The 19,298-nt window shown below is 60.9% G+C and carries 13 protein-coding genes; 12 read left to right on the top strand and 1 reads right to left on the bottom strand.

Annotated elements, in window-relative coordinates; translation table 11 throughout:
• Positions 1-231: 231 nt before the first annotated feature.
• The 11 genes from CAF65_RS10570 to CAF65_RS10520 are packed head-to-tail and all read left to right on the top strand — an operon-like array spanning position 232 to position 16,679.
• Positions 232-1,611: an SrfA family protein gene (locus tag CAF65_RS10570; RefSeq protein ID WP_085716229.1), complete on the top strand. Its 1,380-nt coding sequence runs from the start codon at positions 232-234 to the stop codon at positions 1,609-1,611.
• 17 nt (positions 1,612-1,628) lie between these two features.
• On the top strand, positions 1,629-4,694 hold the full coding sequence (locus CAF65_RS10565) for a virulence factor SrfB (RefSeq protein WP_085716228.1): 3,066 nt from the start codon (positions 1,629-1,631) through the stop codon (positions 4,692-4,694).
• The gene (locus tag CAF65_RS10560) at positions 4,691-7,402 is read left to right on the top strand and encodes a putative virulence factor (RefSeq protein ID WP_085716227.1); all 2,712 of its coding nucleotides are present in this window, start codon (positions 4,691-4,693) and stop codon (positions 7,400-7,402) included. The genes CAF65_RS10565 and CAF65_RS10560 overlap by 4 nt, the downstream gene beginning before the upstream one ends.
• A 3-nt stretch (positions 7,403-7,405) precedes the next feature.
• Entirely contained in the window at positions 7,406-8,431 is a 1,026-nt protein-coding gene (locus tag CAF65_RS10555) for a hypothetical protein (RefSeq protein ID WP_085716226.1), read from the top strand.
• Between the two features lie 11 nt (positions 8,432-8,442).
• Complete coding sequence (locus CAF65_RS10550) at positions 8,443-10,422, top strand: vWA domain-containing protein (RefSeq protein ID WP_085716554.1); 1,980 nt, start codon at positions 8,443-8,445, stop codon at positions 10,420-10,422.
• 10 nt (positions 10,423-10,432) lie between these two features.
• Entirely contained in the window at positions 10,433-11,134 is a 702-nt protein-coding gene (locus CAF65_RS10545) for an ABC transporter ATP-binding protein (RefSeq protein ID WP_085716225.1), read from the top strand.
• Positions 11,118-12,341, top strand: a complete 1,224-nt coding sequence (locus CAF65_RS10540; RefSeq protein WP_085716224.1) for an ABC transporter permease — start codon at positions 11,118-11,120, stop codon at positions 12,339-12,341. Before CAF65_RS10545 ends, CAF65_RS10540 begins: the two co-directional genes overlap by 17 nt.
• Positions 12,331-13,875: an SUMF1/EgtB/PvdO family nonheme iron enzyme gene (locus CAF65_RS10535; RefSeq protein WP_085716223.1), complete on the top strand. Its 1,545-nt coding sequence runs from the start codon at positions 12,331-12,333 to the stop codon at positions 13,873-13,875. Before CAF65_RS10540 ends, CAF65_RS10535 begins: the two co-directional genes overlap by 11 nt.
• A 34-nt stretch (positions 13,876-13,909) precedes the next feature.
• A complete protein-coding gene (locus CAF65_RS10530; RefSeq protein WP_085716222.1) occupies positions 13,910-14,647 on the top strand; it encodes a hypothetical protein in 738 nt (245 codons plus the stop codon).
• Positions 14,648-14,651: 4 nt separating this feature from the next.
• On the top strand, positions 14,652-15,158 hold the full coding sequence (locus CAF65_RS10525; RefSeq protein WP_085716221.1) for a hypothetical protein: 507 nt from the start codon (positions 14,652-14,654) through the stop codon (positions 15,156-15,158).
• Between the two features lie 57 nt (positions 15,159-15,215).
• The gene (locus tag CAF65_RS10520) at positions 15,216-16,679 is read left to right on the top strand and encodes a VWA domain-containing protein (RefSeq protein WP_085716220.1); all 1,464 of its coding nucleotides are present in this window, start codon (positions 15,216-15,218) and stop codon (positions 16,677-16,679) included.
• Positions 16,680-16,803: 124 nt separating this feature from the next.
• Here CAF65_RS10520 and CAF65_RS10515 read toward each other — a convergent pair whose 3' ends face one another.
• Positions 16,804-17,724, bottom strand: a complete 921-nt coding sequence (locus CAF65_RS10515; RefSeq protein ID WP_008022081.1) for a LysR substrate-binding domain-containing protein — start codon at positions 17,722-17,724, stop codon at positions 16,804-16,806.
• A gap of 158 nt (positions 17,725-17,882) precedes the next feature.
• Between CAF65_RS10515 and CAF65_RS10510 the strand changes: the two genes are divergently transcribed.
• Positions 17,883-19,280, top strand: coding sequence for a NorM family multidrug efflux MATE transporter (locus CAF65_RS10510; RefSeq protein WP_085716219.1), 1,398 nt, complete (start codon positions 17,883-17,885; stop codon positions 19,278-19,280).
• Positions 19,281-19,298 lie beyond the last annotated feature (18 nt).

Below are 19,298 nucleotides of genomic sequence, written 5' to 3'. Positions count from 1 at the left end.
AGCGCTGATGAAACGATTCAGCAAGCTTAAAAAGCTTACGCCCGAGCCTTCCCAAGCCAATTAAAATTGACCTTATGCAACCTCCGCACGCTTACGTTAGTCTCATAAGGTTTGAACCTCCGGCAGATTGACGGCGATATCATAATGACACTAAGGTCGTCCGCTAATTGCAGGAGCAAGTACAGACACATTTGTCTGTCATTTTTGCGCAACGGATCGTATGGAGTTTGAATGCGCGGGGCACTATTACGCAGCGGTAAGAGCGGGTCATTCACAGCCCTCGGCGAAACAGGTCAACCGGTCTACCGGGCAGCCCTGCAATTGCGCGAAGCCATTCGCCGCAAGAACCCCGATTTGGTCGATCATCTGGCCATCCCTCAAAGCGATGAACTCGGCAACCGGATCGATTGGTACAGCGCTCTCGACGGCGATGTGATCCCGTGGAGCAGCGCGACCGAAGAAGAACGTGCCCCTGCCCGCCGCCAACTTGAAGCCCTCAAGACCGCGCTCGAGGAATTGAGCCAGCGTTTCCTGGGCACTGATCCGGCCGAACAGCAGCAAGGCGACAAAGCCGTGTTCGGCAAGCTACTCAAGCGCGTGATTCATTTCCCGGACGAAAACTTCGTCTACCTGGTGCAAGGCAAACCAGTGCTGACCTTCTGGGGTTTCGAGCATGCCGGTACCGGCAATGGCGATCCCCTGCACTGCCTCTATCAGGTCCCGCCCGCGTTCACGCTGCCACCCGTGGTCGAAGCACCTGTTGTTGCGCCCGTTGTACCGGTGGTTGCTCGTCCGTGGTGGCGTCGCTGGTGGTGGCTGTTGCTGCTGCCGTTCCTGCTGCTGCTTTTGTGGCTGTTGCTCGGCCTGCGAGGGTGCGTCCCGATTCCGTTGGTGGCGGTAGACCTGCTGCCCGAGGGCGTCGTGCCGGTGGAAAAACAGCTGGAAGAGCCGCCACTGACCGGCGATGTCACGACGCTCAATGGCGTCCCCGTGACTGGCACCGTCGTAGGCGTCACCAACGGCACCGGCACCGGCACCGGCACCGCCATAACCGAAACACAGGGTGCGGAAGCGCCGGCTGTCGAAGGTAACAAGGCTGACGCAGCACCCGCCGACTTGACCAAAGACCCAGCCAAAGACCCGGCAGCCGAAAACAAAATCGCGCCACCCGAAAACAAAACCGCGCCGCCGGATGTCACATCGCCCGAGGCAGAAAAATCCGTAGCCGCAAAACCCGGCCCTCCCCTGAGCATCCCGCCAGACGCCGCCGACGGTGCCGCCAGGTTTCTCGATGGTCAGTACAGCGCAGGCGCCGGGATACAGGACCGCCGGACCGGCAAACCGCTGCGTCTGGAATACCAGCTCAAGGATGGTAAGGGCCAAGTCACTGTACACCAGGCCGACGGCTCGAAATGTAGCGGGCCGGTGAGCGCTACTATGAAGGGTGGCAGCCTGGCCATCGACAGCCAGGGCCAGGCCGTTTGCGGCGATGGCAGCACTTACGACATGCCCAAGGTCAACTGCCGCAAAGGGGCGACCACGGTCGCGGACTGCACCGGCGGTTACGGAAAAGAACAATTCCCCATGTCCATGCGGCAAGTGGCCGAATAAAAACGGAATAACCCGACATGTTGCCTGAAGTCACTCAATTCGAAGACACCGTCACGCTGGTCAGCGACACCGGCATCCAGTTCATGGATTTCGCTCTGCGCCTGGATCCCCGCAAGGAACCGGCGGGCGAGTTCGCACCGATGATCAGCGGGCTGATCTGCCGCCTGGCGTACAACGAAGAGAAAGACTTCTTTTTCTACGAGCCCGAACCGGAAAAGGTTGAAAAAGCCAAACCTGCGTTCAGCGTCGACATGAAAAGCAGCCTCGACTTGCTCGACGGTATCTGGCTGCCGACCCCGTTTTTCCGCTTCATGCCCCCGCATCGCTTCGACGAAGGTCCGACCAACTGGTCGCGCATGCGCCTGGTGAAGCTGGCGACTCCCGACATCGACGGTAACACCCACCGACTGACGATGGCGTTCGACAGCCGTGTGATGCCCAAGCGTGACGGCACTGCATATCTGGCGCCAAACGAAGAAGACATCAGCTCCGGCGTGTCTTTCAAACTGGCGACCAAGGCTAGCGAAACCCGCTGGTTTCTGGCACAGCCGTGGGTCAACGAATGGCTGCTGGAAGTGTTCAATGAGGGCAGTGCCCACCGTTCGCGCGCAGAGTTGGACATCGATATCCGCGCCAATTATCACTTGGCGCACTACCTCAACTTGCTCAGCCTGTTGAGCAAACCGTCAGCCGCCCAGCAGTCAACGGCCCGGGCGAAAGTTGAAATCCCCGAGCTGAAAGTGGTCGCCAACGACAGCAATGGCCTGGTCAAACCTATTCCGGTGGACCTGGTGCTGGACGTCGGCAACTCACGCACCTGCGGCATCCTGATCGAAAATCACGGTCAGGCCGGCTCCGGGCTGAAGCAGAACTACGTGCTGGAACTGCGCGACCTGATCACCCCCGAACACACCTACAACCTGCCGTTCGAAAGCCGCGTGGAATTCGCCCAGGCGTATTTCGGCAAGGACCACTGTTCGGTCAAGAGTGGCCGTCACGATGCGTTCCAATGGGCGACGATTGCCCGTGTCGGCAATGAGGCCAGCCGTCTGGCCAGTCGTCGTCGCGGCACCGAAGGCTCCACTGGCCTGTCCAGCCCGAAACGCTATCTGTGGGACGAGAACGCCTATGGCCACGGCTGGCGTTTCAACTGCTCGTACATCAAGACCGACAACGAGCCGTACGCCACCGCCGCGCCGTTCTCGCACCTGATCAACGAAACCGGCGAAGCGCTATACAGCCTCGAAGAAGACGATCGTCTGCCGGTGTTCATGCCGCGTTATTCACGCAGCTCGCTAATGACCTTCATGCTCGCCGAAGTACTGGCCCAGGCGCTGTCGCAAATCAACAGCCCGGCCCAGCGTTCGCGCCAGGGTCACACCCGCGTGCCGCGCCAACTCAACAGCATTACCCTGACCGTGCCGCCGGGCATGCCGCAGGCCGAGCGCAGCATCCTCAACGAACGCATGCTGCAAGCCATCGGCCTGGTGTGGAAAAGCCTCGGCTGGCATGCCGGCGAGGAAGATCCACATCAGGATCAGGCCGTCAGCCCGCGCACGCCGATCCCGAGTATCCGCGTGGAATGGGACGAAGCGTCCTGCGGCCAGTTGGTGTACCTGTACACCGAGGTCAACGAGAACTTCGCCGGTCACCCGGAAGAGTTTTTTGACACCATCGCCCGGCCGGACAAGGCCGACCGCCAACGCATCACCATCGCGACCATCGACATCGGCGGCGGCACCACCGACCTGGTGATCACTGACTATCGCCTCGACCGCGCGGGTAATACCGGCAGCGGCAGCAACGTGCACATCGTGCCCGAACAGCGTTTTCGCGATGGCTTCAAAGTGGCCGGCGACGACATCCTGCTGGACGTGGTTCAGGACTTCGTCCTGCCGAGCTTCGAAAAAGCCTTGCAGAACGCTGGCGTGAAAGCCCCGAATTCACTGATGTCACGGCTGTGTGGCGATGAGTCGGTCAGTGCCCAGGACATGATCCTGCGTCAACAATTGAACCTTCAGGTGTTCGCCCCGCTGGGCCTGGCGCTGCTCAAGGCGTACGAACATTACGATCCGCAGGTCCCGCAAGAAGTCACTCCGCAAAGTTACCGCCAATTACTCGGTGACAACGCGATCAGCAAGACCGTGCTCGACTACGTCAACGCCGCCGTACGCCGCGATGTCGGCGGTCAGAGCGGTTTCGACCTGTATGCCGCGCCGATCAGCTTCGACCTGCAAAAGCTCCACGCCGCGTTCCTCAACGACCAGATCAACATCACCAAGATTCTTGGTGCGCTGTGTGAAGTGGTCGCGCATTACCCGTGTGATGTCTTGCTGCTGACCGGCCGCCCTTCGCGCCTGCCCGGCATCCAGGCGTTCATTCGCAAGGTGTTGCCGCTGCCACCGGGACGCATTCTTGCGCTGCAAAACTACCGCACCGGCGGTTGGTATCCGTTTCACAAGAGCGGCCGGATCGACGACCCGAAAAGCACCGCCTCGGTCGGCGCCATGCTCTGCCTGTTGTGCGCCAACCACAGCGTGCCGAACTTCTACTTCCGGGCATCGGCGCTCAAGCCGTATTCAACGGTCAAGCACATTGGCGTCATCGACCTGAACAACGTGATCAAGGATGCCGACGTGCTGTACCGCGATATCCAGTCCGAAGACTACAAAATCAAGCTGCCTGAAATTGGCGTTGGCGACGCCGCCGACACGCCGCAGCTGGAAATGCGCGGCGATCTGCGCCTCGGTTTCCGCCAGTTGGCCGCTGACCGCTGGGCCGCCTCTCCGTTGTACACCTTGCGGTTCACCAAGACGGGTCGGGAGAAGTTTTCCCGGGCAATCGGTGAAAACGGCAGCGCGCCGCTGCTCAAGGTGCGGTTTGAGGTCAAACCGGCAGACAAATACACGCGCAAGCAGGATCTGGTCAGCGACCGCCTCTCGGTTCGCGACATCGAATCCAACTGCAACAACGTCAACTTCAACCCGCGCAGCGACCTCGAGCTGGAACTCAACACCATGCTCGACGCCGGCCTGAGCGAGACCAAGTACTGGCTCGACAGTGGAAGTGTGAAACGCAAATGAAAGACCTGACCCCCGATCAAACTCAGCTCTCTGCCGGTTGGGCCGCTGTTTATGAAGGCGCCGGTCAGGCGCTGGACTGGATTGGCCAGACGCGCGGCAATGCGCCGCGTCTGGACAGCGAAGCCGACAACCTGAACATCCGCCTGCACCGCGCTCGCAACCTGGCTCAAAGCCTCGGTCGTGTGGCCTGCACACCGATGACCATTGGCTTTTTCGGCTTGTCCCAGGCCGGCAAGTCCTACCTGATTTCGGCCCTCGCCGCCGGTCAGAACGGCAAACTGGAAACCGATTTCGGCGGCCAGCACCTGGACTTCATCAAGCACATCAACCCGGTGGGTGGTGGCAAGGAAGCCACCGGCCTGGTAACGCGCTTCAGCCGTCGGGCGACGGAAAGTCAGGACAAGGACTTCCCGGTAGAACTTACATTGTTCAAGGAAATCGAGCTGGCGAAGATTCTCGCCAACGCCTGGTTCAAGGATTTCGACCTTGAGAGGATTTCTTACGAGATCGACGAAGAGCGCATCCAGCGCGTGCTCAAACCGTTCGAAGGCCGCGAAACCGGCCCGCTGCAAACGGGAGTCAATGCTGACGATCTGGTGTCACTGTGGGATTACCTGCGCGACAACTTCCGCAACTCGGTGAAGAAGCTTGAGCCCCTGTACTGGCCCAAAGCGTTGCAATTGGTGCCACGCCTGAATTTCCAGGAACGGGCCGAGCTGTTTTCGATCCTCTGGGGCGAGCAAAGCGAGTTGACACGCGTGTACCAGAAACTGGCCGGCGCGCTGCACAAGCTGGGTCTGCCTGAGACTGTGTTCGCACCATTGAAGGCCTTGGTGAGTTTCGAAAACGACACCTACAGCCAGCGCGACAGCATCATGAACGTCGACATCCTCGAACGCTTCGGCAGCCCGCTGGACTTGCCGATCGATGTTCGACCGCTGGTTGGCGATCGCCTGCAAAACAGTCAGGTGATTACGGTCGCGCAACTGGCGGCACTGACCGCCGAAATGACCTTCCGCCTGATCGAAGCGCCGGTGGATGACATCGTCAATCAGGTCGACCTGCTGGACTTCCCCGGTTATCGCGGGCGCCAGAAACTGCACGAGATCGCCGATTCCAACGACCCGCAAACCTGCACCAAGGACAACTCCGTTTCCCAGCTGATCCTGCGCGGCAAGGTCGCCTACTTGTTCGAACGCTACACCGACAACCAGGAAATGAACGCACTGGTGGTCTGCACCAGTTCGACCAAGCAGAGCGACGTCAACGACGTGGGCCCGGTGCTGACTCGCTGGATCGAAAAAACCCAGGGCGCCGACTCGGCCGCTCGCAGCAAGCGCGATACCGGCCTGATCTGGGCGCTGACCATGCTCGACCTGCGCATTACCAACTCCCTGAGCCTGACACCTGATCAGTACGACGAGAGCTGGAACGGCATGGTCAAGCTGACCATGCTGGAGCGTTTCGGCAGCCTGAGCTGGATGAACGACTGGGCCGGCACACCGTTCCAGAACACCTATCTGGTGCGCAAACCGCGTATGGACGCGGCGTTCATCGGGCAGGACGTGACGGGTGCGGAAACCGGCCTCAATGCCATCTATCAGGAACGTGTCAGCGCGCTGGGTACCAGCTTCGCCAGCAACGCTCTGGTGTGCAAACACATCAAGAACCCGGCCAACGCCTGGGCAGAAATGCTGCGCAACGATGACGGTGGCATCAGCCACTTCAGCGGCAGCTTCAAAGGTGTGGCCAATATCGAATTCAAATTGCAGCGTATCCGCGAGCAATTGAGCGAATGCCTCGAAGGCCTGACCACTCACGGCCTGAGCACCTGGTACCATGCTGACGACGACAGTGCCGCAGCCGTCAAGAAAGCCAAGGCGCAAATGATTTTGACAGGCCTGGGCCGTCGCCCTGCGGTGCTTGGCGAATTGATCGATCAACTCGACATGCCGAGTGAAGAGGTGCGCGACCTGTACCTCAGCGGCGTGTACGAAACCGATGACGAGCCGGCAGTGAACGACGAGCCGGTCGCCCCGACACCGAGCCAGAGCCTGTACGGCAACGACGCCGGTTTCGATTTCGATTTCGGTGACGACCTGAGCCAAGATGCGCCGGTCAGCAGTAATACCGGCACCCCGGCACCTGAGCTGCAAAGCAACGAACACCGTTTCGCCAAAGCGGCGTTCAAGGCCTGGATCGCGCATCTGCGTGAACTGACCACCCGGCAAAGCCTGCTCAACCTGCTGGGGCTGGAAAAGGCCTTGCTGGAAGCGGTGGTCGATGAACTGATCACCGCCGGCTATCGCCAGGACTTGCCGGGGCAACTGAGCCGCGCCGTCCTCAAGCGCGCGCAAAGTGGCGCGCGGCGCGATCAACTGGTCGAACGCCAGGTACTGGAAGTGCAACGTGTGCTGCGCGATTTCGTGTCCTGGTTCGGCTACCTCCAGAAGCCGGTGAGCGAGCGCCCGAACAGCCGCGCCGGAGCCAAGGCGCCTTTGTTTTCGTTCTACACCGACATTGGCCCGGGACAAGTGCCCGTGCTGCCAGCGCAACCGGCGAATCAGGCGCAACGGTATCTAGGCGACTGGCTCTCGGGCCTGGCCTACATCACGCAGGACAATGCCGGCCATGGTGCCGGACGTGAAATAACCCCTGAACAGAACGAACGGCTGGGCCAAGTGCTCATAGCCTTCGCAGCGAGATAAGCAATGCCAATTCGTGTCGACCTGCTCGCGTTAGAGCCCAATGTGCCTGGCCAGGCCCGTCTCACTGTGAAGAAATGGCAAGGTGGCGAGGAACAGCTGGAGTTTTCCATTCAGCGCAACCAGGACGGTTTTTACCTTCAGGACCACAAGGCCTGGAGCAACAATCCATTCTGGTTCAAGGTCTCGCGCTTCAACCTCACGGCCAACGGCGAAGCTATGGAAACGCAGGTCGGACCGAACGTGGTTGACCCACTGCTGGAAGGCGTCGCCAACTCGCAGTTCCAGATCGAACTGCGCGAACAGAGCCAAGGCCACGCTGACAAAGGCGTAGTTCGGCCAGGCGTCGGCTTGTTGCCGTCCACGGCCGGCGGCCAGACACGCTCGACTTACGGCGGTGCCGAACTGACGGCGCCGAGCACACCGGCACCGGCACCGGCACCGGAGATCCCGGAGCTGCCTGAACTGACCCTGTCCACCGCCGAGCCAGAAGTAGAGTTGGAGTCGGTGCTCACCGAGCCCGCCTACGCGCCGCCTCCCGCATCGGTGAAGAAAAGCAACAAAGGCCTGATCGGTCTGTTGATTGTGGTGTTGCTGCTGGCGGCGGGCGCCGGATTCTGGTTCTACAAGCGCACCCCGGCCCCTGCGGTTGCAGCCACTGCCACCGCACCCGCCGGCGCCGAGGCTCAAGCCTGCACCCTCGACAGCATGAACACCCTGCCCGAGTTGACCTTTGTCCAGACCTGCATCAAGGCAGCGCCCGACAGTGCCAGATTGCTGGAGATCATCAACCAGGCCAAGGCCGGCAAACACTGCGGCGTCGCCCAGCGCTTGTACGCCAACCGTGCCCAGGCCGGTGACGCGCTGATCGCCAACGCCTATGCCCGCGAATACGACCCTAAATACCTGAAGGCCAGCGAGTGCTTCCCGGCCGCGGACAACGCCACCGCCGCCTACTGGTATGAAACCATCCTCACCCAGGACCCGAACAACGCCGAAGCCAAGCAGCGTTTCGAGGAGTTGCAGAAGTGATGCGTTCGCCCATGAGTCGATTCCTGCTGAGCAGCGCCGCATTACTGGCGCTGTGCATCAGCCCGCTGTCCCAGGCCGATGACAAACCGCTGATCCAGGCCGGTAAAAAGACCCTGTTCCAACGCGTGCTGACCACGCCGGGCTGCAAAATCAGCCCGACGGCGGGCGGTGCGGCAGGTGACGCACAACCGGTCTTCAGCCGCTTTTATGTGTACGAGCGCGCGCAAGCAAACAACGCCGAGTGGCTGAAAGTCGGCCCCGACAGCTACGGCAAAACCATTGGCTGGCTGCCTGCCAGCTGTACCACCGACTGGAAGATGCAACTGACGCTGGCCTTCACCAACCCGGCCAACCGCGACCGGCTGCTGTTCTTCAAGGACCGCGCCACCGTCGAAGGCATCCTTGATGCACCGGACCCGGTCAGCAAAGTCGCGCCGCTGCGGGCCACGCTGAAAAAGGGCCGGCAAGCACCGGGCGTACTGGCTGAAGAACCTGAATACTTCGTCGACCTGCAAAAGCAGTTCTACCTGCTGCCGGTGCTCAGTGGCGAAGAAGTCATGACCGAAAGCGGTTTCCGCACGCGCCTGCTCAACGTCGCCTCCGTCAGCAAGCCGGATGACAAGAATGCCAAGGGCGGTGCTGCAAACAGCGCTGCCGGCAGCAAGGAAGCCGAAGAGAAAAAGGCCAACCAACTGAAGGAATTCAGTGCGGCCGTAGTATTTGTCATCGACTCTACGATCTCGATGGACCCCTACATCGACCGCACCCGCGAGGCGATCCGCAAGGTTTACCAGAAGATCGAAGCGCAGAATCTCGGCAAACAGGTCAAATTCGGCCTGGTGGCTTTCCGCTCCAACACCCAGGCGGTGCCGGGTCTGGAATACACCACCAGGATGTACGCCGACCCGACGCAGGTGAAAGACAGCGCCGACTTTTTCGCCAGGATCAAAGACCTCAAACAGGCCACCGTGTCGAGCAGCAGCTTCGATGAAGACTCGTTTGCCGGGGTCATGGAGAGCATCGACAAGGTCGACTGGAGCCAGTTCGGCGCACGCTACGTGGTACTGATCACCGACGCGGGCGCCATCGAAGGCGACGACAAGCTGTCGAAGACCGGTTTGAGCGCCGCGCAGGTGCGTATAGAGGCCGCCAACCCGGGCGTGGCGATTTACACCCTGCACTTGAAAACCCCGGCCGGGGCCAAGGACCACGCCAAGGCTGAGGCGCAGTACCAGAACCTGTCGACCTACCCGGGCACCAACACCTCGCTGTACTACCCGGTGAACGCTGGCGATGTGCAGGAATTCGGTCGCAAGGTCGACGCACTGGCCGGGGCGATCACTACACAAGTCAAAGCCGCCTACATGGGCGAAGACGCCATCGGCAGCGCGGCGAACGCCAAGCAGGATCCGGCCGAGAAGAAAATGCTCGAAGACGCAGCGCTGATCGGCCACGCCATGCAACTCGCCTATCTCGGCGAGAGGACCAACAGCAAAGCCCCGCCAGTGTTCAAGGCGTGGATCACTGACCGCGACCTGATCAAGCAGAACATTCCGACCACCGATGTGCGGGTGCTGCTGACCAAGTCACAGCTCAGCGACTTGAGCGACGTGATGAAGCAGATTCTCGATGCCGCTAACGAAGGCCTGATTTCACCTACGGAAATGTTCAATCGCCTGCGCTCGGTGGCGGCGACCATGGGCGCCGATCCCAATCAGCTCAAACAGAACAGCAACGCCAAACTGGCGGACATGGGCGTCCTCGGTGAATACCTCGAAGACCTGCCCTATCAGAGTGAAGTGCTGAACCTGGATGAAGAGACCTGGAAGAGCTGGGATGGTCTGGCACAAGAAAAATTCATCCGCACGCTCAACACAAAACTGCGGCATTACCAGCGTTACAACGCCGATGTTGACCGTTGGGTAGCTTTAGCCAAAGACAGCGATGCGCGGGACAACGTCTACCCCGTGCCACTGGAAATGATGCCTTAAAGAGACGCCGATGCTCGATATCAAGAACCTGCTGGTGCGCCGTGGTGAAGGCGCACAGGCTCATCACGTGCGACTGCCGCACTTGCAGGTCGGCGCCGGGAAAATCCTCGCCATCACCGGCGAAAGCGGCAGCGGCAAAAGCACGCTGCTCGAAGCCATTGGCCTGTTGCTCGCGCCGGTGGAACTCGAGCGCTTTCGGCTGGGCCCGACGCACGCTCAGGATATCGCCCAACTGCTGGCCACTGACGACCAGCCTGCTCTTGCAGCGGTGCGTTCACGACATTTGGGATTCATTTTGCAGAGCGGCGGCTTGCTGCCGTTCCTGAGCGTGCGAGACAACATCAGCCTGCCGCGCCGTTTGCTCGGGATGCCGGCAAAGAGCGATCACATCGACCACGCCGTTGACGTGTTGCGCCTGCAAGGGTTGCTGGATAAACAACCTCAGGCCTTATCGATCGGCGAACGCCAGCGCGTGGCCTGCGTTCGGGCAATTGCCCATGAGCCGCTGCTGCTGTTGGCCGATGAGCCGACCGCCGCGCTCGACCCTCACAGTGCCCGGCGTTTGTTCGAGTTGCTCCTGAGCCTGGTGTCGAGCATGGGCCTGAGTGCACTCGTTGTATCTCATGACTGGGCCTTGCTGAAAAATTTCGGCTTGCCGCGACTCGGCGCCATCAGCCATCAGGGAGAGACTCTGTTTGAACCGATGGACTGATCGCTTGCGCCTGCTGGGCTCACTGGCACTGCAAGACCTCTGGCACGACCGTAAGGTCTCGCTGTGTATCGCCGCCTCCCTGGTGGCGGTGATCGCGCCGTTGTTGTTGCTGTTCGGGCTCAAACACGGAGTGGTCAGCCAGCTGCAGGACGAACTGCTGCGCGACCCGCGCAACCTTGAAGTGAAGATGCTCAGCAACGGCAACTACGACACGGCCTGGATCGAGCGTTTACGCCTGCGCCCCGAGACCGGTTTTGCCCTCGGCCAGACCCGCTCGCTCAATACCCAGGCTGACCTGCTGATCGGCATGCAACGGTTTGTCGAAGGCGCGGAGATCATCGCCACCGAGGCGGGCGACCCACAACTGAACATGGCGTCACTCAACCCCGTCGGCAATCAAGTGATCCTCAGCGCCAGCGCAGCGCAACGCTTGCAGGCCAAGGCCGGCGACAGCGTGCAACTGCGGGCCTTGCGCCGTCTGGAAGGTATCAATGAACGCGGTGAAATGACGCTGACGGTGCTGGCGGTGCTCGACGGTGCCCGCTTCGGTCGCGCTGCCGGGTTTGTCGCCCCATCGCTGCTGCTGGATCTGGAGCGTTTTCGCGATGGTTATCAGGTCAGTAGGTTCGGCGTTGCCACCGGCAAGCCTCAGGGCAATCTACAACCGCTGTATGCCCGCGCCCGCGTATATGCGCGCGACATTGACCAGGTCGCGCCGCTGGAACACTGGCTCAACGAACAACACATCGAGACGTCGAGCCGACTGGCCGACATCGACAACGTCAAAGCCATCAACCATGTGCTGGGACTGATCTTCGGTGTGATCGCCGTGGCGGCGCTGATCGGCTGCGTGGCGTCGATGGTTGGCGCGTTCCTGGCCAACATCGACCGTAAACGCAAAAGCCTGGCGGTCCTGCGTCTGCTGGGCTTCAAGCGCAGGGCTGTCGGCGGTTTCGTGGTCCTGCAAGCGCTATTACTGAGCTTGGCCGGCTACGTTGGCGGGCTGGGGTTTTATACCGTGGGCAGTCATGTGTTCGATAACCTGCTCGGCAGCAGCCAGGCCACCGGCACCTTCGTTTGCCACATCACTGTTTGGCACGGCCTGGCCGCCTTGCTCCTGACCTTTTTGGTCGCTGCACTGGTGGCCGTGATCGGCGCCCTGCGAGCCATCAACATCCAACCTGCGGAGAGTCTGCGTGAGCTATAAACGTTTTGGCTTGCTGTTACCCCTGAGCCTCGGCTACTTGCTCGACGCCTCGGCGGCGGGCTGGGAAGAGAAGTATTACAACCCGATGCCCGAGGCTAGCGACGTCGTGCTGCCGATGCCCTGCGAAGGTTCGATGGTGTTTCGCAAGGTGTTCATTCCGGTCGCCGGTCCGCTGGACGACTACCCGATCAACATCGGTCAGGACGGCGCGGAATACGGCTATGTCGAGCAAACCCGTCCGACCTTTATCGCCGGCAGTTTTACCGGGGCCAAGAACGACAAATCCCGCTACTACCTGATGGCCAAGTACGAGATGAGCCAACTGCAATACGCCGCACTGACTGAAGCAACCTGCCCCACAGCCGCCGCCAAGATGCGCTTGCCGCAAACCGCGGTGAGCTGGGTGCAAGCCGTCGAAGCCGCCGACAAGTACAACCTGTGGCTGCGCAAAAACGCCGCCGGCAAGCTGCCCAAGGAAGACGGCGCGCAAGGCTTCCTGCGCCTGCCAACCGAAGTCGAATGGGAGTTCGCCGCGCGCGGCGGGCTGGAAGTCGGTGCCGCTGAATTCCGCGACACGCACTACCCGATGCCAGAAGGCATCAACGCCTACGAGTGGTTCGCCGGGGCGCAATCGTCCAACGGCAAAGTGCAATTGACCGGTCTGCAAAAGCCCAACCCGCTGGGCCTGCATGACATGCTCGGTAACGTCGACGAAATGATGTTCGAGCCGTTTCGCCTGAACAAACTCGACCGCCAGCACGGTCAGGCTGGCGGCTACGTCGTCCGTGGCGGAAACTACCTGACCGCGCAGGCCGACCTGCGTACGGCATTACGTAAGGAAGAGCCGTATTACAACGCCGAAGGCCAGGTGAAAAACAAGACCACCGGCCTGCGACTGGTGCTGGTCTCCCCGACCCTCACCTCTCGCGAACGGGTCGCCAGCATCGAAAGCAGCTGGAAGAAACTCGGCACCGGCAGCAAGGAAACCGAATCTGCCGACAAAGGCACCGTGCAATCCCTGAACAGCCTCGCCTCGGGCGTAGAAGACAAAGCGCTCAAGGAAAAGCTCCAGGCCCTGGAGAACCAGCTGCGCGCCAGCAACCAGCAGCAGGAAGAAACCCGCGACCAGGCGATCCGTGCCAGCCTCAACCTGGGTGCGTTCCTGTGCACCAAGATGCTCGACGACGGCCAGTACGTCGACTTCCTGCAAAAGAACTACAAGCTCAACTGCGAAAGCGCAGACAAAGATGCCAGTTGCGACATGCGTAAAGGCAAGCTCGACGAGCAAAAGGATCGCCTGCACAAGCTCAGCCGTTACTACGCCAGCAGTCTGGTGGAATCGGCGACCTTGTACGGCCAGCCACTGCTTGAAACGCAAGTCCCGGTGATGGAAGAAATCATCACCCGCAACAAACAGCTGCAAGACCTCAAACCTTACTTGCGCACCCACTGGGCCAATCAGAAAGCGTTCCTGCAAAAGCAGAAAATCGACACTGAAGCCTGGCTGACCAGCTGCAAAACCGTCACTCAATAACAATGCATCAACACCGTTACCCAGGAGTTTCACCATGTCGCGCAGCCTTTGGACTCGCTTCAAGCTACAGATCGCTTTCGTAGTCGCCGGCAGCCTGCTAATGACCGGTTGCGCCAATACCGGCAGCTCCATGCTGGGCGAAGGCGAAGGCGACGGTGCCGACCCTCGCCTGACCCAGGGCAATGACGCAGAGTTCTTCAGCAAGTCCGGTTACCAGGCCTGCGCCGTCGGCGCCGGTGTCGGCATCCTCGCTTGCGCACTGTCCAACAGCAACAACAAAACCGTGTGCGTCATCGCCGCCGGTATTACCGCGTGTGGCGTGGCCATGGGCGCGAACTATTACCTGGATCAACGTCGCGCCGAATACGCCAACACCTCCACCCGCTTGGCGAAGATGAACAGCGACGTCCAGCAAGACACGCAGAACGTGATCGCCCGGACTGCGACCGCTCAGCAAGTGATCAATGATGACCATGCGCAAATTGCCCAGATCAAAAAGGACATCGCCAACAAGAGAGTCGACAAGAACAGGGCTCAGGCGCAAATCGCCGGGATCGATTCGGACATCGCGCGCCTGCGCAAAGACCTTGCCAACATGCGAATCAAAGTCACCGAGTACAGCAAAGTGGCAGACGCCGAGCGTTCACAAGGCACCAGCGCCGAGATCAGGCAGGTGGAGATGAACATTCAGAGAATGAACCAGAAAGTCGTCAGCCTGCAGAAGGAAGTCGACGCTCTGTACAGCCAACGCTCCGCAATCACCCTGGGGTAAGCACATGACGCTACGACAACTGATGGTCATCACTGCCGTCCTGGCCCTGAGCGGTTGCGCGACCCAGCCCGGCGAATGCGATGCGACCAATCGCGACAGCAGCATGCTGACCAAGATGAACTGCGACTACTCCGGTGGTTACAGCGATCAGGTCAAGCAAAAGGAACAGGCCCTGAGCGAGTCCCGGCAGCAAAACGCAATGTTCCGTCAGGTGTACGAGAACATTCAGGCCCAGCAACTCAGCACCAAGACCGATCTGGCCAGCCAGCAGAAATCCCAGGCGGCGCTGAACCAGTCGCTGGCGCAACTGCTGACCTCGCTCAAGGCCCGGCGTGGCAATGAAGCCCAGGTACAGAAGCAGATTGCCGACCTCGAGAAGCAGCTCAAGGCTTCACAAGCGGCGCCAACGACCAAGTCAACGCCAGCGACGCTGGCGGCCAAGCAGCAAGAGCTCAAAGCGTTGCAGAAGAAGGTCAACCAGCTGCAATTCAGCCTCGGCTACGAAGAGTAACTTTCCACCCCGCAGGGCATCCCGACGGATGCCTGCACTTTTTCAGGAATCGTCGTCATGCAGCGGGTCATCAGGGATGCGCAAGCCACATCGGAGGGGATGAGTGCGCTGCAAGCCAAAGTCGCCCTCATCCGGAAACACTTTCCGCCGACTGTCGCCAGTCTGTTTGCCATCCCGCGGATGGGCAGCGGCGACGTGCTGGAATGGTGGACCGAACTGGGTGGCCAACCCACGCCCTATGCCGACCTAAACGAGGACGCGCGACGACGTTTGCTGGAAACCTATGAAGTGCGTCAGACGTCCCTCGGACAGTTGGCGGATGAACTGCAAAAACGCGGTCAACCGACGGTAGCGGACGACCTGCGCAGCCTGCTCGGCACACCTGAGCTGGACAAACTCTACAGCCTCAACGGTGAGCCTTTGGTGGTGCGCTGGAACCAGCGCCCGCCCAAACCGGTCGTGCCGCCGGTGGTGCCCGTCCTGCCGCCGTCGCGTCGTGGCTGGTGGATCGCGGCGGCCTTGCTCGCGCTGCTGTTGCTGCTTCTGGCGCTCTGGCTCTGGTGGTTCCTGCACCGTGAACCAGTTGTCGTGGTTCCGCCTGTAGCGCCTGTGGCACCGGTAGTGACGCCGGTTGAGAAACCGGTTGAACCTGTCCCCGAGCCTGTCGTGGAACCGGAACCGAAACCTGTTCCGGCACCAGAACCCACGCCAGAACCGGTACCGGAACCCAAGCCGGTCCCGCCACCAAAACCGGTACCGGCACCAGAACCCAAGCCGACCCCGCCACCCAAACCGGTTCCCCCACCAAAACCGGTAGTGGCTGCCCCGCCACCCGCCCCGACGCTGGACAACTTCGCATGCCGCAAAACAGCGCCGAAGGCAGAGGTCCCGCAGTTCGTGGTGGTGCTCGACACCTCGGGTTCGATGGATTTGAACATCAAGTCAGTGAAATCCGACGAGGACTGGTTCTTCGGTCCTGACATCAACAAGCTCCTGGACCCGAACCGCACGATGCGGCTTACCGCCAAACCCAGCCGCATGGACGTCGCCAAGGACTCGCTCGCCGGCATGATCAACGGGCTGGACCCGAAGATCGACACACGCCTGATCACCTTCGCCGGCTGTGAAAGAACACCGGACCAGGGTTTGTTCAAGTTCGGCGACCGCCCGCGGCTGATCAACGGGATTCGAGGCCTGGTTCCCGACGACGGTACACCGCTGGCCGACAGCCTGGCCCACGCGGCGAGTACCGTCGACGGGCGCAATAACGATGCGGTGATCGTGATGTTCGTCGACGGAGAAGACGGTTGCGGGCAGGACGTTTGCGCGGTATCCCGTCGAATCGCCAGGGAACAACCGCGCCTGCGGGTCAACGTGGTGAAAATCGGTGCTGGCGGCCCGTCACGCTGTATCGCTGAAAACACCGGAGGTCGGGTTTACAACAGCACCAATGCGGCTGAGTTGGGTAACCTGTTGAAACAGGCGAGCAAGGAAGTATCCAGCAATGCCAAGTGCGACTAGCCAGGGATAGATCCTGAACCGAGATGACCCCATCGAGCCGGCACGAAGGTTCCGTTTGCAGATTTTCGGCGGAAAATCTGCAAACTTGAACCATTGACCGAGGTATAGCTTGAGCTCTATCGATTCAACTCAGGTGTTCCACCGCCGGTAAATCCATCGCCCGAACCTCACCCAAAAGAAAATCGCTGAGGCGGCGCAAACGCTCACCTCCGGGGCGGGTTTTCGGCCAGACCAGGTAATAATTCTCACCGCTGGCGACCGCCGTGGGCCACGGCAAACTCAATCGCCCCTGCGCCACATCTTCCGCCACCATCAACAAATCACCCATGGACACACCGTAGCCTCGGGCGGCGGCGATCATGCCCAATTCCAGAGTGTCGAACACCTGGCCGCCCTTGAGCGAGACCTGATCGGTCAGGCCCATGCGTTCCAGCCAACTGCGCCAGTCACGACGGTCGGGCGTTGGGTGCAGCAGTTCGGTGCTGGCCAGGCGCGCGACATCCCACGGCTGATCGTTCAGAAGATTCGGCGCGCCCACTGGAATCAGTTCTTCCGGAAACAACAAAGTGGCCTCCCAGTCCGGAGGAAAATGCCCGTTGCCGAGGATCACGGCGCAATCGAACGGCTCCTGATTGAAGTCCACGGAATCGACGTCCATCCACGCGCTGGTCAATTGCACTTCGTTGCCCGGCTGCAGATGACGGAAGCGACTGAGGCGTGCCAGCAACCAACGCATGGTCAGGGTCGACGGGGCTTTCATGCGCAGGATGTCGTCTTCGGCGCGCAAGGTATTGCAGGCGCGCTCAAGCGCGGTGAAACCGTCACGGATGCCCGGCAGGATCAACCGCGCCGACTCAGTGAGTTGCAAGTTGCGCCCGCTACGGTGAAACAACCGACAGGCAAAATGCTCTTCGAGCGTGCGGATGTGTCGACTGACGGCGCTCTGAGTGATCGACAGCTCTTCGGCGGCGCGGGTAAACGAGCTATGCCGCGCCGCCGCTTCAAATGCGCGCAAGGCATATAAGGGAGGAAGACGACGAGACAAGAGGACAGCTCCTATAGGGCAATCCGGCTACCGTACCAGAAACTCACCAGCATGAGTCTGACTCATGCTACCCATCCTTTTTATCCCTTTGTGCAATCCCCGCAGAGCGCCGAGAATCGACGCTTTCCTGTTTCCTTTGATAATCGAGCGTGATGACCATGCAGCATCCAGCACGTACTGAGCTCTGGGCCATCCTGCGGCTGGCGGGGCCGTTGATTGCCTCGCAGTTGGCGCACATGCTGATGGTCCTCACCGACACCCTGATGATGGCGCGCCTGAGTCCCGAGGCGCTGGCCGGTGGCGGGCTCGGCGCGGCGACCTATTCGTTCGTGTCGATTTTCTGCATCGGCGTGATCGCGGCAGTCGGCACACTGGTGGCGATCCGTCAGGGTGCCGGCGATATTGTCGGGGCTACCCGGCTGACCCAGGCCGGGTTGTGGCTGGCATGGCTGATGGCGTTGGTCGCCGGGCTGCTGCTGTGGAACCTCAAACCAGTGCTACTGCTGTTCGGCCAGACCGAAAGCAACGTCCAGATGGCCGGGCAGTTTTTGATCTTCCTGCCGTTCGCCCTGCCCGGCTACCTGAGCTTCATGGCCCTGCGCGGCTTCACCAGCGCCATTGGCCGCGCGACGCCAGTGATGGTCATCAGCCTGGGCGGAACCGTGGCCAACTTCCTGCTCAACTATGCCCTGATTACCGGGATGTTCGGCCTGCCGAAACCAGGACTGATGGGCATCGGGCTGGTCACGGCGATTGTCGCCAACCTCATGGCGCTTGCGTTGGCGTGGCACATTCGTCGGCATCCGGCTTATGAGGCCTATCCGCTGCGTCAGGGCCTGTCGCGCCTGAACCGGCAGTACCTGAAGGAACTGTGGCGTCTGGGCCTGCCGATTGGCGGCACCTACGCGGTGGAAGTCGGGCTGTTTGCCTTCGCCGCCCTGTGCATGGGCACCATGGGCAGCACGCAGCTGGGTGCACACCAGATCGCCCTGCAAATCGTTTCGGTGGCTTTCATGGTCCCGGCGGGTATTTCTTATGCCATCACCATGCGCATCGGCCAGCACTACGGCGCCGGGCAACTGCTGGATGCGCGGTTGGCCGGGCGGGTTGGCATTGCCTTCGGGGCGGCGGCGATGCTGTGTTTCGCCATGGTCTTCTGGCTGCTGCCAAACCAGTTGGTCGGCCTGTTCCTCGACCACAACGACCCGGCGTTTCGCGATGTCATCAACCTCGCCGTGAGCCTGCTGGCGGTGGCGGCGTGGTTCGAGCTGTTCGACGGCACGCAAACCATTGCCATGGGCTGCATTCGCGGGCTCAAGGATGCCAAGACCACCTTCCTCGTCGGCCTGGGCTGCTATTGGTTGATTGGCGCTCCGGCCGCGTGGTGGATGGCGTTCCACTTGCATTGGGGTCCAACGGGCGTCTGGTGGGGGCTGGCGCTGGGCCTGGCATGTGCGGCGGTGAGCCTGACGCTGGGATTTGAGTGGAAGATGAAGCGAATGATCAAGCGCGACACGACGTCAGAGCAGCGCTTCGAGGTCCCTCAGCCTGACTGAAATCCCCTGTAGGAGCTC

The sequence above is a fragment of the Pseudomonas sp. B28(2017) genome, assembly GCF_002113025.1.
In the GTDB taxonomy this organism is placed as follows: domain Bacteria; phylum Pseudomonadota; class Gammaproteobacteria; order Pseudomonadales; family Pseudomonadaceae; genus Aquipseudomonas.
Note: the sequence above shows the minus strand (reverse complement) of the source record. Positions and strands in the feature narration are given on the sequence as shown.

Bases quoted from the DNA above. Each gene is read 5' to 3' on its own strand.
- CAF65_RS10525 (WP_085716221.1), top strand. From the start codon at position 14,652: ATGACGCTACGACAACTGATGGTCATCACTGCCGTCCTGGCCCTGAGC.
- CAF65_RS10530 (WP_085716222.1), top strand. From the start codon at position 13,910: ATGTCGCGCAGCCTTTGGACTCGCTTCAAGCTACAGATCGCTTTCGTA.
- CAF65_RS10565 (WP_085716228.1), top strand. From the start codon at position 1,629: ATGTTGCCTGAAGTCACTCAATTCGAAGACACCGTCACGCTGGTCAGC.
- CAF65_RS10520 (WP_085716220.1), top strand. From the start codon at position 15,216: ATGCAGCGGGTCATCAGGGATGCGCAAGCCACATCGGAGGGGATGAGT.
- CAF65_RS10560 (WP_085716227.1), top strand. From the start codon at position 4,691: ATGAAAGACCTGACCCCCGATCAAACTCAGCTCTCTGCCGGTTGGGCC.
- CAF65_RS10550 (WP_085716554.1), top strand. From the start codon at position 8,443: ATGAGTCGATTCCTGCTGAGCAGCGCCGCATTACTGGCGCTGTGCATC.
- CAF65_RS10555 (WP_085716226.1), top strand. From the start codon at position 7,406: ATGCCAATTCGTGTCGACCTGCTCGCGTTAGAGCCCAATGTGCCTGGC.
- CAF65_RS10510 (WP_085716219.1), top strand. From the start codon at position 17,883: ATGCAGCATCCAGCACGTACTGAGCTCTGGGCCATCCTGCGGCTGGCG.
- CAF65_RS10570 (WP_085716229.1), top strand. From the start codon at position 232: ATGCGCGGGGCACTATTACGCAGCGGTAAGAGCGGGTCATTCACAGCC.
- CAF65_RS10545 (WP_085716225.1), top strand. From the start codon at position 10,433: ATGCTCGATATCAAGAACCTGCTGGTGCGCCGTGGTGAAGGCGCACAG.